Genomic DNA, 13,992 nt, shown 5'->3' with positions numbered 1-13,992 from the left:
ATGGTATAGACAGCAACGATGGGACCGAAGACCCAAGACAGAAGCGACCGGTCTGGCCGGTTGCCGGCCCTTCTGGGCCGTACCGGCATCAACCTGCTTTCGGCCATGGTGCTGGGCGGCTTGTGGCTGCTTGTCGGCTGGCAGATCCATACATCCTACATTGATGCCCTGGCCGATGCGGAACGCGATACGGCTAATCTGACCCGCGCCTTTGGCCAGCATGTCAGCCGCACCGTCAGTCAGGTGCAGCAATTGCTGCAGGAAGTATCCGACCGGGTGGAGGCGGGATATCCCGCCGATCTGGAAGTAATGCGCCGGCGTGTGGCCGGGCTGGACCGCGTGTCGAAATTCCTGGGTATCATGGATGCACGCGGCACGGTGGTGGATGCCACACGCCCCGGTGCCGTGGGTCTGGATATGTCCGACAGCGATTATTTTCGCCAAGCAACAGAGCCAGGATCGCCCCGCCTGGGTTTCGGCAAACCGATCATCGGCCGCACCCCGCTGATGTCCTCCATCCCGTTCTGGGTGCGGGTTGAAACACCCGATGGCAGCCTGATCGCGGTGGTCGTGGGTGACATCCTGTCGGAATATTTTGCGGGCTTCTTCAGTGCGGTTGATCTGGACCTGGGCGCGGTCGCCACACTGATGGATCTGGATGGAACCGTTTATGCGCGCGGGGCCTCCACCCCTGGCATTGTGGGACAATCCTATCCCGATCTTCCCTATGTGGGGGCAGCGCGGGAGGGGGATGGCCATGGCATCATCCGCGCTGTCAGCCCGATTGATGGCGAAGACCGTATCGCCAGTTATGAATTGCTGCCGGGCACCCGGCTGCTGGTTTCGGTGGGCCAGGATATGGACCATGTGCTGCAGCCCTATCGCCAGTTCCGTAATCAGATGCTGTTGCAAGGGGTGTTCGGCACCATTCTGGTGCTGGCGCTGGTCGTGCTGGTCCGACGGTATGTCGCCAAGCTGGAGGCCAGCGAGACGGCGGCCCGACTGGCCCGGGCCGAGGCTGAACAGGCCACCGCTGCGAAATCCCAATTCCTGGCCGTGGCCAGCCACGAATTGCGCACGCCGCTGAATGCGATCATCGGCTTTGCCGAAGTGATGGTGCATCGGATACATGGCGCCATGGGCAACCCCAAATATGCCGAATATGCCGAAGATATCCGCAATTCCGGTCTGCATCTTCTGGCCCTGATCAACGATATCCTGGATCTGTCGAAGATTGAGGCAGGGAAGATGGATCTACGCCTGGAACCGGTGGATCTGTCGGCGCTGGCGGTCGAATGTGCTCGCCTGATGCGCGGCCGGGTGGAGGCAGCGTCTGTAGATCTGCGTGTGGTGGCCGGGGAGGAAACGACGCCCCATCTGCGGGCCGACGCCATGAAACTGCGTCAAGTCCTGCTGAATCTTGTCAACAATGCCGTGAAATACACACCGGCGGGCGGGGTCATCACCTTGGCGGTGGAACCGGACCCGCTCTGGCCGGATGATTTCATGGTGCTGAGGGTCAGTGATACCGGATGTGGCATGACACCGACCGAGGTGTCTTTGGCCCTGGAACCGTTCCGGCAGGTGAACAGCCATCTGACCCGCGGGGGCGAAGGTACGGGCCTCGGCCTGCCCTTGGCCAAATCCCTGGTCGAGTTGCATGAAGGCTCGCTGTCAATCGACAGCGAGCCCGGCATGGGAACAACTGTCAGCATCCGATTGCCGACCCGCCTGCATGCCTGAACGGTACCGGCGGGTTACATATCCAGATCAACAATAACGGGTACATGGTCGCTGGGCTTGGGTTCCCATCCCCGTGCCTCACGCAGGATGGTCTGCCCCTTCAGGCTGGATGCCAGTGGCGGCGTCACCCAGATATGGTCCAGTCGGCGGCCCTTGTTCGACAGGTTCCAGTCGGCGGCGCGGTACGACCACCAACTATAGAGTTTTTCGTCCGCCGGCACGAAATGGCGGACCGCATCGACCCAGTTCAGGCTGTTCTGCAGCGCCGTCAGCTTTTCCACCTCGATGGGGGTATGGGAGACGACGTCCAGAAGCTGTTTGTGCGACCAGACATCATGTTCCAGCGGGGCGATGTTCAGGTCGCCGACCAGGATCATCGGCCGATCCGGGGACCGGTTTTCTTGAAACCAGGTCTGCATCTCGTCCAGGAACTGAAGCTTGTGGGCAAACTTGTCATTTACTGCGGGGTCGGGAATGTCGCCACCGGCGGGGATGTACAGATTATGCACCTCCACCCCGTTGGCCAGTGTGGCCAGGACATGGCGGCAATCCTCCTTGCCACAGGAATGCCGGATATCGCGTGAGGTGAAGGGGATGCGCGACAGGATGGCGACGCCATTATAGCTCTTCATCCCATGAATATGGATATGCTCATACCCGCGCGCCTTAAACTCCCCGCGTGGGAAGGCGTCGTCCACCACCTTGGTTTCCTGCAGGCACAACACGTCGGGCTGCTGTTCGTCCAGCAGCTTGCCCACGATGTCGATGCGCAAACGGACGGAGTTGATGTTCCAGGTGGCGATACGCACGGGCGGGGCCTCGGCTTGTCAGGGACGGGATGGCGACAGGATTAGGCGGACGGCTGACGCCTGTCCAGACCAGCGATGGCAAGCCCGAGCAATTGCCGTCGCCAACACCAGCGGCGGTTTCCCCGTCCGTCAGGTTGGAATCCGGTGGCCTGCATCCTATTTGGAAATGGTGATGAACGCAGGCAAAGGGTGGGCCATGTTTGGCAGGTTTAAGCAGGATGCCGCAGCAACGTTGGCGGCTGTTTCAGGAACGCAGGCCCTGATTGAATTCAAGCCGGATGGCACCATCCTGACGGCCAATAACGCCTTCCTGTCTCTGATGGGGTACTCGCTGGCGGAGATCAAGGGCCAGCATCACCGTATGTTTGTCGATCCTGCCGACGCCGCCGACCCTGCCTACGCCCGGTTCTGGTCTGACCTGGCCAGCGGGCGGGCTGTGCCGGCCCAGGAAAGCCGTCGTATCGCCAAGGGGGGCCGCCCTGTCTGGATCCAGGGGTCGTATAACCCGGTGCTGGATGGACGGGGACGTGTCTACAAGGTTGTGAAGGTTGCCAGCGACGTCACAAACCAACGATTGCGCGCCGCCGACCTGTCCGGCCAGATCGAGGCGTTGGGCCGGTCACAGGCAGTGATCACCTTTGATCTGGACGGCCATATCCTGGATGCGAATGAAAATTTCCTGTCGCTGATGGGCTATCGGCTGGAGGATGTGAAGGGCCGCCATCACCGTATCTTCGTTGATCCGGTGGACGCATCATCGCCGGCGTATCGCAGCCTGTGGAACGACCTGCGTCAGGGCCGGCACAGCGCTGGTGAATTCCGGCGTCTGACCCGCGACGGGCGCGAAGTCTATATCCATGCCACCTACAACCCCATCCTGGACATGAATGGCAAGGTGTTCAAGGTGGTGAAGTTTGCCAGCGATATCACAGCCCAGGTGAAAGCGCGGCACAGCAATGAGCAGGTCCTGGCCCTGGTGCAGCGCTATCTGGACGATATCGTCCAGGCGGTGGAGGTTTCCAACCGTCAGGCTGTGGAGATGTCGGGCGCTACCGAACAGACCAGTGCCAATATCCAGGCTGTGGCCGTCGGTACTGACCAGTTGGACGGTTCCATCCGTTCCATTGCCCAGAATATGAACCAGTCACGCGATGCCGCCGAAAGGGTCTTTGCCCAGGTGGATGCGGTGGGTCAGGCCATGGCCCGGCTGGTGGATGGCACCAGCGCCATGAACGGCATTGTCAGTCTGATCCAGGACATCGCCGGTCAGATCAACCTGCTGGCGTTGAACGCCACCATCGAAAGTGCGCGCGCCGGAGAGGCCGGCAAAGGCTTCGCGGTGGTGGCAACAGAAGTAAAGGGCCTGGCCCGACAGGCATCAGAGGCCACGCAGCGTATTGCCGATGAGATCGGCACGGTGCAGCATGTCGCCGATGATGTGGCAAGTCAGGTCAGCCACATCCATGACGCTGTCGCCGCCGTGCGCAGTCTGGTGCTGAGTACCGCCGGCGCCATTGATCAGCAGAGCAGCGTGGCCCGATTGATGACGCGGAACATGCAGGAAAGTTCCCTGGCGGTTCAACGCATCGCCGGTAATGTCGGTGATATCTCCCGCTCCACCGCCCTGGCCAATGACCAGGTAACACGGGTGCGTGAAGCCCTGAGCGCGCTCGCCTGACATCGCGTTGGCCACATGGCCCTGTTCGGGGGCGGGATCTGGGCAAGGATGGCGGGGGCCTGCCATTCCTGTGCCTGTCTTGCCGGGGGCTTTGCCGGCATGATATCGATTCCATCACCGGCTTTGGGCCGGTTTCGGCCTGACCCATGCGCATGGCCGGCATTGCCCCCTGCCCTGCGGATCATGACCCCTTCCGGCCCCCGTTCCCGTCTGCCAACCGCCCTGATTGCCATGGCGTTCATGGCCTTCATCAGCCTGGGGCTGCCCGACGGGTTGCCTGGCGTGACCTGGCCCTTCATCCGCGAGACTTTTGATCGGCCGCTGGGCAATCTGGGTATTCTTCTGATCTGCGGCACGGGCGGCTATCTGTTCTCCGGTCTGGCGGGAGGCAGCATTGTCCGCCGAACGGGCCTGGGTACCGTGCTGACGGTCAGCAGTGCCGCCATGGTGGTCAGTCTGGCGACCTATGCGCTGACGCCGTCCTTCTATCTGCTGATCCCGGCCGCCATCCTGGGCGGGCTGGCCAGCGGGGCCATCGATACGGGCATCAATCTTTATGGCGCCCGCCGCTTCTCCCCCCGCGTCATGAATTGGCTGCACGGGTCCTGGGGCCTGGGGGCGACCGCCGGGCCGCTGTTGATGACAGCGGCGATCACCAGCGGCGCGGGCTGGCGTTGGGGTTATGCCCTGATCGCCTTGATCCTGACCGGTATGGCGGTGATGTTTCTGGTTACCATGCGGCGTTGGGAAGAGGCTAAGGCTGCTCATGGCGATGGTAGCGGCAGCGGCATCGTGGCCATAGCGCCCTTTGCCGATGCCTTACGCCATCCCGTGATCTGGCTGAATGCTGCCCTGTTCATGGTCTATTGCGGGGTGGAAATGGCGGCGGGGCAGTGGCTGTTCACCCTGCTGACCCGTCAGCACACTATTGATGTCGGGGTCGCCGGCACCATTGCCGGCCTCTATTGGGGGGCGCTGACCTTCGGGCGGCTGGTGTTTGGGCAGGTCACGGCGCGGGTGCGGCCGCTGAACGCCTTGCGCGCCGGTCTGGCCATCGCCCTGGTCTCTGCGCTGCTGTTCGCCTGGTTCCCCACCCCGGCCATCGGCATGGCGGCCGCATTGGGCCTGGGTTTTGGCCTTGCCCCCACCTTCCCCACCCTGGTTTCCCTGACCCCCGTCCGGGTCGGTGACGCCATCGCTCCGCATGCGGTGGGATTTCAAATGACGGCGGCTGGTGCCGGCGCCACGCTCATTCCAGGGGCGCTGGGCTGGTTGGCGCAGCATCTGGGGCTGATCGTGTTACCGGTCTGGCTGCTGCTGGGCATGGTCCTGCTGATCGGTCTGTCGGAATTCACCGAACGGTTGGTCCGACAACGCGCTGTCCTGGCCCGCGCGGCCTGACCCCCATCTTGAACCGCTCCCCAGCAGGGGCATATACGGGTTGCAGGAATGTTGGATGCGATTTGATGGTCGCATTCATATTATTCTGTCCATCAGCAATCAGTTTTTGAAATCTTCGTACCAAGCCTGAAGGAAGACCCCCGTGCCGCATCTTCGTTCCCGCAAAAGCACCCATGGCCGCAACATGGCTGGCGCCCGTGGCCTGTGGCGCGCCACAGGCATGAAGGACGAGGATTTCGGCAAGCCCATCGTGGCCATTGCCAATTCCTTCACGCAGTTTGTGCCCGGCCATGTGCATCTGAAGGATCTGGGCCAACTGGTCGCGCGGCAAGTGGAAGCGGCGGGCGGTGTTGCCAAGGAGTTCAACACGATCGCGGTGGATGACGGCATCGCCATGGGCCATGACGGCATGCTGTATTCGCTGCCCTCGCGTGAGGTGATCGCCGATGCCGTGGAATATATGGTCAATGCCCACTGCGCCGATGCGCTGATCTGCATTTCCAATTGCGACAAGATCACGCCCGGCATGCTGATGGCGGCCCTTCGTCTGAACGTCCCGACCATCTTTGTGTCCGGGGGCCCGATGGAGGCCGGTAAGGTGCAGGTGAAGGGCAAGGAGATTGCCATCGATCTGATCGATGCGATGGTGGCTGCTGCCGATGACAAGTACAGCGATGAAGAAGTGACGGCCATTGAGAAGGCAGCCTGCCCGACCTGTGGTTCCTGTTCCGGGATGTTCACGGCCAATTCGATGAACTGCCTGACGGAAGCGCTGGGCCTAGCCCTTCCTGGCAACGGTACCGTTCTCGCCACCCATGCCGACCGCCGCGGCCTGTTTGAAGAAGCGGGCCGCCGCATCGTCGGTCTGGCCAAGCGCTATTACGAACAGGATGATGAAAGCGTGCTGCCGCGCTCCATTGCGACCTTCAAGGCGTTTGAAAATGCCGTCGCCCTGGATATCGCCATGGGGGGGTCGACCAACACCGTCCTGCACCTCTTGGCCGCCGCGCATGAGGGCGAGGTGAATTTCACCATGGCGGATATCGACCGCCTGTCCCGCCGCGTGCCCAATATCTGCAAGGTGGCCCCCGCCGTTGCCGATGTGCATATCGAAGACGTGCATCGGGCTGGTGGCATCATGTCAATCCTGGGTGAACTGGCCCGTGGCGGCCTGCTGCACACCGACGTGAAACGTATTGATGCAGACAGCCTGGGTGAGGCGCTGGCCCGTTGGGACGTGACACAGACCAACAATCCCGAGGTGGCGCATTTCTATAAGGCCGCCCCTGGTGGTGTGCGCACGACGGTTGCCTTCAGCCAGGCCAGCCGCTACCAGGAACTGGACCTCGACCGGGCCACGGGCGTGATCCGTTCGGTCGATCATGCCTTCTCCAAGGATGGCGGTCTGGCGGTGCTGTTCGGCAATCTGGCGGAGGAGGGCTGCATCGTGAAGACGGCGGGCGTCGATGCCTCCGCTCTGGTCTTCTCCGGCCCGGCCCGCGTGTTTGAAAGTCAGGATGCCGCCGTCAGTGCCATCCTGGGCAACCGCATCCAGGCCGGCGATGTGGTCTTGATCCGTTATGAGGGGCCGAAGGGTGGGCCCGGCATGCAGGAAATGCTCTACCCGACCAGTTACTTGAAGTCGAAGGGCCTGGGCAAGGTCTGCGCGCTGGTCACCGATGGCCGCTTCTCCGGCGGTACATCGGGTCTGTCCATCGGCCATGCCAGTCCCGAAGCTGCCGAGGGGGGCACCATTGGTCTGGTGGAGGAAGGCGACCGGATCGAGATCGACATACCCAACCGTCGTATTCATCTGGCGGTGTCGGATGAGGAACTGGCGCGCCGCCGCGCGGCGGAAGAGGCCAAGGGTCTGGCGGCATGGCAGCCGTCCGCCCCGCGGGAACGCGTCGTTTCCCAGGCGCTGCAGGCTTATGCAGCCCTGACCACGTCTGCCGCCCGGGGTGCGGTGCGTGATGTCAGCCAACTGTACCGGCGGAAGTAACACCATCACCCCAACTGGATCTCCTGTGTCACCCCCACGGCCCGGCGGAAATCCGGGTCGTGGCTGACCAGGACCAGGGCACCATCATAAGCCGACAAGGCCTCCAGCAGGGCGGCGCGACCCTCCAGATCCAGGTGGTTGGCGGGTTCGTCCAATAACAGCACCTGCGGTGGTGCCGCCCCGCCCAGGGCGGCACAAAGATGGGCGCGAACCCGCATGCCGCCTGATAGAAGCCGCAACGGCATTTCTGCCGCCGCTGCACGAAAGCCGAACCGGGCCAAGGCTGCGCGGGTTTCACCCTCTCCTTGCGCTTTATGTGCCAGCCGGGCCAGTGACAGGGGCGTGGCATCTGAAGGTGCTGCCAACCGCTGATCCAACCGGGCGATCTGCAGATGGGGGGCGCGCGTCAGTGTGCCGGTGTCAGGGCACAGGCGGCCATCCAGACAATCCAGCAGACTGCTTTTGCCGACCCCATTGCGGCCGGTCAGGGCCAACCGTGCCGGCCCCGTCATTTCGAACGACACATTCTGCCATAAGGGCCGCCCGTTGCGCGACAGGCTCAGCCCCACCGCCCGGAGCAGCATTTTGCCCGCCGGCACCCCGGTTGGGTTGACAGCCATGTCCAATGGCGGCGGCGGCGGGGGCAGGCCGCGGCGCGCTTGTTCCAGTGCATGGTCTGCCGCTTCTTGTTGCCGCTCCCCCTTGATGCGGCGCGCTGAGGCTGCCTGTTCGGCCTTGTCACGGCGTTGGCCCATCAGGATCGGGGCGTTTGACCCGCGTGCCTTTGCCTGTTTGCCGGCCCGGGCCCGCCGCGCGGCCCTGGCCTCGGTTTCCCGAACGGCCACCTGCGCCCGTCTTGCCTGTTTTTGGGCGTCGACCAAGGCGCGCTCTGCGGCCCGGCGTTCCGCTTGCCTGGCCGCTTGCCACCCTTGGTAGCCCCCACCATGGCTGCGCAAACCCAGGGGCGACAGGTCCAGGATACGGTCGGCCAGTGACAGCAACCCCAGCTCGTGGCTGACCAGCAGCAACCCGCCGCGCCAGTTCCGGATCAGATCGGCCAACGAGGCCCGGCCATCGGCATCCAGATCATTACCCGGTTCATCCAGGATCAGCATGTCCGGTTGGATCAGGCGGATGGCGGCCAGATGCAGACGTGCAACCTGCCCGCCCGATAACCGGCTTAACGGCAGATCGTCAGGCATCTCCGGCGGTAGACCGAGGCGCGACAAGGCCGCTGCCCGACCCGGATCATCCGGTGGCAGCACATCGCCCACCACCTGTCCTGGTTCCGGCATCTGTGGCCAATGGACCTGCCGGCCCCGCCGAGCGATATGCCCGCGCTGTGGAACCAGCGCCCCGGTCAGCAACCGCAGCAAGGTCGTTTTGCCGGCGCCATTGCTGCCGATCAGCGCGACACGTTCATCATTGATGGTAAGGTGAATATTCTCAATCAACGGCCGATCGGCGGCGTGCGCAAAGCACAGCCCCTCGGCAACAAGCCAAGAAGACATAGATGGAACCCTGGCCAGACATGGATGCCCCACGCGGGGGATGGCGGTCAGACGTACGGGTTCAGATCCATGGGTCTCAGGCTCCAACTCAACAATCGTGCAACATTAATACATCCGCGCTCGGATGTAAATACCTCTCAATCCGGCTCCCCATAAAGGGCCAGACAGGCGGCGGGTGGCGGTGGGGGTGGTTTGGGTGGGGCTGGCGGTCCCGTCTCGGGTGGGGGCGGCTGGAACCAGCTCAGTAGTTCCTCGCCACAGCCGTCACCTTCGGGCGGGGGTTCTTGCACCTCGCACTGACTGGCACCGGACGGGCAGGCCAGACGCACATGCAGATGGGCGGCGTGGCCGAACCAGGGGCGAACCTTGCGCAGCCATCCCTTATCCTCCCCCGCCGCCTCACACAGGGCCAGCTTGATCGCCGGGTTCACGAAGATGCGGGTGACGTTGGGTGCGGATGCCGCCAGCTTCATCAGTCGGATCTGGGCGGGGCCGAAATTGCTGTTCACCCGTTGTGTCTGAACATCCACCATGGTGGCGAAATCTTCGCGCTCCCGTGCTGCCGGGGGCAGACGGCCCAGGTCCAGCACAAACCAGATATCGACATCCAGGCCCATCTGGTGGCTGGCATGGCCTGTCTTCATGCGCCCACCGCGGGGCATTGACATGTCGCCGATGGAAAGAATACCCAGCCCTTCACGCTCCACCTCTGCCGCCAGACTTGTCAGATAGGCGATCAGGTCGGGATGGCCGTAATTGCGGTGGCGGGACAGATTCAACACCTGAAACCCGTGACCATCGGCGGGCAGCGCCTCAGCCCCGCGCACACAGCCATTGGCATAGGTTCCGATCGGTTCCGCCGGCCCCTTGCCGGGATGGCGCAGATCATGCGGGGCGGATGCTGGCGCGACGCTGCTTTGCTGCGGACGATCAGTATCGACCGCCCAAACGGGTGCGGCGCCCAGCATCAGGGCCAACAGCAATGGCGCCGAACGGTGCGTCAAACGCCCCATTGCCGGACACGGCCCGTATCGACATGCACAAAACCGGACCGGCTATAGATGCCGACACCGCCGAGGCGCAGGTTCAGCGCTTCCTGTCGGATACGGCTCAACTGCCGACCGGCCATGGTGATGTCGATGGCCTTGCCTTCCATATGCAGGCTCTTGGTGGCCACCCCTTCTGACTTGGACGTCAGCATGGCGTTGGTCTTGGGGCAGCGGTAGCCGGAGATGACCTGAAACGGTTCTTCGGTGCGCAAGCGCTGACGCAGATGGAACAGCAGGTCCAACAATTTCGGGTCCATGGACCCGACCTCACCCGTGCGCCAGTCGCGCAGCATATGGTTCACATCCTTCAGCGCCGACCGGTCATAAGCGCCATTGGCGAAATAGGTGATCTTCAGTTTCTCGTTCGTGTGCAGCGACACAAAGGATAGCTGCCGGCGTGGGGCACTGACCGGGGCCGCATCGGCCGGAGCGGTCAGGATGGCAGGGGCCGCGATGGCAGCGCCAGCCCCCAGGAACAAACCGCCAAGGCCCCGCAGAAAACTGCGGCGCCCGCTTTCGACAGCCGGATCAATGGATGATTGGGAAAGGGAGCGTGAATCCGGGGGGGCGTGTTCTTGTCCAATGGTCAGGTCGATCCCGTTCGGCCGTGCCACCATGCCCCAATCCCCCTTCGCCCCGTCAGGCACCCCCCGCGTCCGTTGCGCCGAGGACACTCTCTTTCTTGATTTCGCCAAATGCCCCTGCGCCAAAAGCAGGACACCGTTGCACTTCTGGCAGAACGGCATGGGGCATGCAAGCGGAAATCCACCCTTCCGGCCTATTTCTGATCTCGTTCTTTCGTGACCGGGGTTCAGCGATCGACGCTATCAGTGCCCCGCCCCGCCGCCGCCCCGCCGGGGGCAAGACGGGCCTCGGCCTCGACCGCGTCCCATTTCACGCGTGAGGCGCGCAGGGCTGTGGCCAGCTTACGGTCGCGGCCATAGATATCGGATCGGAAATTGACCGACCCGTCTCCGGCCACAAAGGCAGTGACATAGGAAATATGGATGGGAATCGGTTTTTTCAGACGCACGACGGTGCGTTGCCCGCTGGCCAGCACCTCGTCCACCCGGGTGCGGGGCCAGTCGGTGGTACCGGTCAGGCGCAGAATGGTGTCCGCCACATCGAACGGATGCTCAACCCGGATGCATCCATGGCTGAAACTGCGGTTGGCGCGGTTAAACAGGTTCTTGGATGGCGTGTCGTGGAGATAGACGTCGAACTCGTTGGGGAACATCATCTTGATGCGGCCCAGACTATTCTTGTCGCCCGGTACTTGCCGCACACGATAGGGCAGGCGCGTCATATGGGCCCAGTCCAGGGTCTTGGGATCGACGGTCACCGCACTTTCCGACCAGTCGGACAGCAATTCATAACCCTGTTTGGCCAAATAGGTGGGGTCCTTCTTGGCCTTGGGGAAAATCTCATCCCGGACAATCTTGGTCGGCACATGCCAATAGGGATTGATCTCCAGATAGGACATTTTGCGGGAAAAAACCGGCGTGCGGGTGGAACTGGTTCCAACCACGACACGGGCTTCATGCACAACATTGCCCTGGTCAAAGATCGACAGATGGAAGGCCGCTAGATTGACCAGGATGTAGGAAGGTCCCATATCCAGCGGCATCCAGCGCCAGCGCTCCATATTCATGGCGATCTGGGCCACCCGCTGTTCGGCGCTGATGTTGAGGGCCAATAGCGTCTGTTTGCCCAGCACCCCGTCCGGTTCCAGCCCGTGCCGGGCCTGGAATATCTTCAGGGCCGCAATGGTGGCTTCATCAAACAGGGTCGGGTCCGCCGGCACCGGCGCGTCTACGGCCAGTTCGCCTGTCACCTTCAGCCGGGCGCGCAATGCGGGCACGCGTTCGTCCGTGCCGCCGGGCTTTAACGAGGCCTCGGCCAGGGGCACTTGTTTCCAGCCACCGGCCGCCGCCAGTTCGCGATAATGCTGCAAGGCCAGTTTAAGCTGTTGATATTCCGCCCGGCGCGGCGGCAGTTCCGCCAGTTCACTGCCCGGATCGGGCAGTTTGGCCAGCCGATCCAGCAGGGTCAGAACATCAATTTCGCGTTTTTCGACATAAAGCTCGCTGTCAATGGCCATGGGAGCCAGCCGCCCCGTGGCCAGATCGCGCCCATAATCCAACGCGCCGTGCGACAGCATCAACTCCAACTCGGCCAGCGCATCGGGACTGTCGCCGCGTTCCAGCAGGGTGGTAATGCGGGCCACGCCATAATCGGCAGGGTTCAATCCCTGGGATGCGGCCTGTTGCAGGGCCAGCAGCAGCAGGTGGGCCCGGGGCGACGGCTTGCCCTGCTCAATCCAGGCCGGCGCATAGTCCCGTTTCTCATAGAATCGGCCGAGCGTGAGCAGATCCTGACTGTCCCGGTCCGTCTCCGGCGTGCCGATGCCGCTGGTCAGTCGCTGTTCCAGGGCGGTGGTGAAATCCGGGGCCGCCGTTGCGGCGGCGGGCAGGGTCAGGAAGCCGGCCAGCAGTGCCAGGCAAAGGCCACGCAACAGAACTGAACCCACCATCATCTCCGCCACGCCACCCTGGATGGGGGTAACGTAGCATCGGGTGGGGGCAATACGAACCCCTCCTTCAGGAGAATTCAACGGATACGCAGATAAGCCTGCCTCACCGCGTCGGGCGCGGGGTGGGGCCGGAATAATCGTAGAAGCCCCGGCCAACCTTGCGGCCCAGCCAGCCTGCCTCGACATATTTCACCATCAGGGGGCAGGGGCGGTACTTGCTGTCGGCCAGACCTTCATAAAGCACCTGCATGATTGACAGGCAGGTGTCCAGGCCAATGAAATCGGCCAGTTCCAGCGGGCCCATCGGGTGGTTGGCCCCCAGCTTCATGGCCGTATCAATGGCTTCCACCCCGCCCACACCTTCATAGAGCGTATAGACCGCTTCATTGATCATGGGCAGCAGGATACGGTTGACGATGAAGGCCGGGAAATCCTCGGCAATGGCCGCCGTCTTGCCCAGCCGCGCCGTCAAGGCCTTGATCGACTGGAATGTGTCATCGTCGGTGGCAATACCGCGAATGATCTCCACCAACTGCATCACCGGCACCGGGTTCATGAAATGCATGCCGATGAACTTTTCCGGCCGATCGGTCGATGCGGCCAGACGGGTGATGGAAATGGAACTGGTATTGGTGGCGATCATCGCCTTTGGCGGCAGGTTGGGGACAAGCGCCTTCAGGATCAGGCGCTTGACGTCTTCCGATTCGGTCGCGGCCTCGACCACCAGATCGCTGTCCTTGAAGATGGACAGGTCTGTGGACGTGGCGATACGGGCCATCGCCGCATCTTTTTCCGGCTCGGTCAGCTTGCCCTTGGCAATCTGACGATCGAGATTCTTGGCGATGTTGGCCAGGGATTTGGCGAGTTGTTCGGCGTTGATGTCCGAAATTGCCACCGACAGGCCAGCCACGGCGCAGACCTGCGCAATGCCGCTGCCCATCTGACCCGCCCCGATAACGCCAACCTTCTCAATCATCGCTGTCCCCATTCAGGGTTGGAAAGCAAGATACCCACTGTCGCATGAAGGCGATGCCCTCGTCCCGGCGACATTTGTCCAATAGCATGGTTGCAAAAACGCGCCGGGTGAGTATCCCGGCGCGTCGACACAACCGCCCGTCACCCCAGCGCTTCGGTCAGTTCTGGGACGATCTTGAACAGGTCACCGACGATACCGTAATCGGCGACCTGGAACATGGGGGCTTCTTCGTCCTTGTTGATGGCGACTATGACCTTGCTGTCCTTCATGCCGGCCAGATGCTGGATGGC

The 13,992-nt window shown here is 62.7% G+C and carries 10 protein-coding genes and 1 pseudogene; 4 read left to right on the top strand and 7 right to left on the bottom strand.

The features are described from left to right. The first annotated feature begins 18 nt into the window (after positions 1 to 18). Positions 19 to 1,743 (top strand): sensor histidine kinase, encoded by a 1,725-nt coding sequence (locus CHU95_RS07995; protein ID WP_094455510.1) that lies wholly within the window; start codon positions 19 to 21, stop codon positions 1,741 to 1,743. Between the two features lie 14 nt (positions 1,744 to 1,757). On the opposite strand, the gene xth is transcribed toward CHU95_RS07995, so the two are convergent. Further along, entirely contained in the window at positions 1,758 to 2,552 is a 795-nt protein-coding gene (xth, locus tag CHU95_RS07990; protein ID WP_094455897.1) for an exodeoxyribonuclease III, read from the bottom strand. 196 nt (positions 2,553 to 2,748) lie between these two features. Between xth and CHU95_RS07985 the strand changes: the two genes are divergently transcribed. From CHU95_RS07985 to ilvD, 3 genes are all read left to right on the top strand, one after another. Beyond that, complete coding sequence (locus CHU95_RS07985) at positions 2,749 to 4,230, top strand: methyl-accepting chemotaxis protein (RefSeq protein WP_165772088.1); 1,482 nt, start codon at positions 2,749 to 2,751, stop codon at positions 4,228 to 4,230. Positions 4,231 to 4,413: 183 nt separating this feature from the next. Continuing rightward, positions 4,414 to 5,631, top strand: a complete 1,218-nt coding sequence (locus CHU95_RS07980) for an MFS transporter (protein ID WP_165772087.1) — start codon at positions 4,414 to 4,416, stop codon at positions 5,629 to 5,631. A 142-nt stretch (positions 5,632 to 5,773) separates the two neighbouring features. Then, on the top strand, positions 5,774 to 7,633 hold the full coding sequence (gene ilvD, locus CHU95_RS07975) for a dihydroxy-acid dehydratase (protein ID WP_094455504.1): 1,860 nt from the start codon (positions 5,774 to 5,776) through the stop codon (positions 7,631 to 7,633). Between the two features lie 5 nt (positions 7,634 to 7,638). Here ilvD and CHU95_RS07970 read toward each other — a convergent pair whose 3' ends face one another. From CHU95_RS07970 to CHU95_RS21915, 6 genes and pseudogenes are all read right to left on the bottom strand, one after another. Continuing rightward, positions 7,639 to 9,144: an ATP-binding cassette domain-containing protein gene (locus CHU95_RS07970; protein ID WP_094455502.1), complete on the bottom strand. Its 1,506-nt coding sequence runs from the start codon at positions 9,142 to 9,144 to the stop codon at positions 7,639 to 7,641. Between the two features lie 137 nt (positions 9,145 to 9,281). Next, positions 9,282 to 10,157, bottom strand: coding sequence for a penicillin-insensitive murein endopeptidase (gene mepA / locus CHU95_RS07965; protein ID WP_094455500.1), 876 nt, complete (start codon positions 10,155 to 10,157; stop codon positions 9,282 to 9,284). Further along, on the bottom strand, positions 10,145 to 10,810 hold the full coding sequence (gene mepK / locus CHU95_RS07960; RefSeq protein ID WP_094455498.1) for a peptidoglycan L,D-endopeptidase MepK: 666 nt from the start codon (positions 10,808 to 10,810) through the stop codon (positions 10,145 to 10,147). The genes mepA and mepK overlap by 13 nt, the downstream gene beginning before the upstream one ends. Before the next feature lie 194 nt (positions 10,811 to 11,004). Further along, entirely contained in the window at positions 11,005 to 12,729 is a 1,725-nt protein-coding gene (locus tag CHU95_RS07955; RefSeq protein WP_165772086.1) for a L,D-transpeptidase family protein, read from the bottom strand. Positions 12,730 to 12,829: 100 nt separating this feature from the next. After that, complete coding sequence (locus tag CHU95_RS07950; RefSeq protein ID WP_094455495.1) at positions 12,830 to 13,702, bottom strand: 3-hydroxybutyryl-CoA dehydrogenase; 873 nt, start codon at positions 13,700 to 13,702, stop codon at positions 12,830 to 12,832. Between the two features lie 140 nt (positions 13,703 to 13,842). Then, a pseudogene (locus CHU95_RS21915) lies at positions 13,843 to 13,992 on the bottom strand (electron transfer flavoprotein subunit alpha/FixB family protein); the annotation flags it as partial.

It is taken from the genome of Niveispirillum lacus (assembly GCF_002251795.1).
Classification (GTDB): domain Bacteria; phylum Pseudomonadota; class Alphaproteobacteria; order Azospirillales; family Azospirillaceae; genus Niveispirillum; species Niveispirillum lacus.
This window is presented reverse-complemented; position numbering and strand designations above follow the sequence as displayed.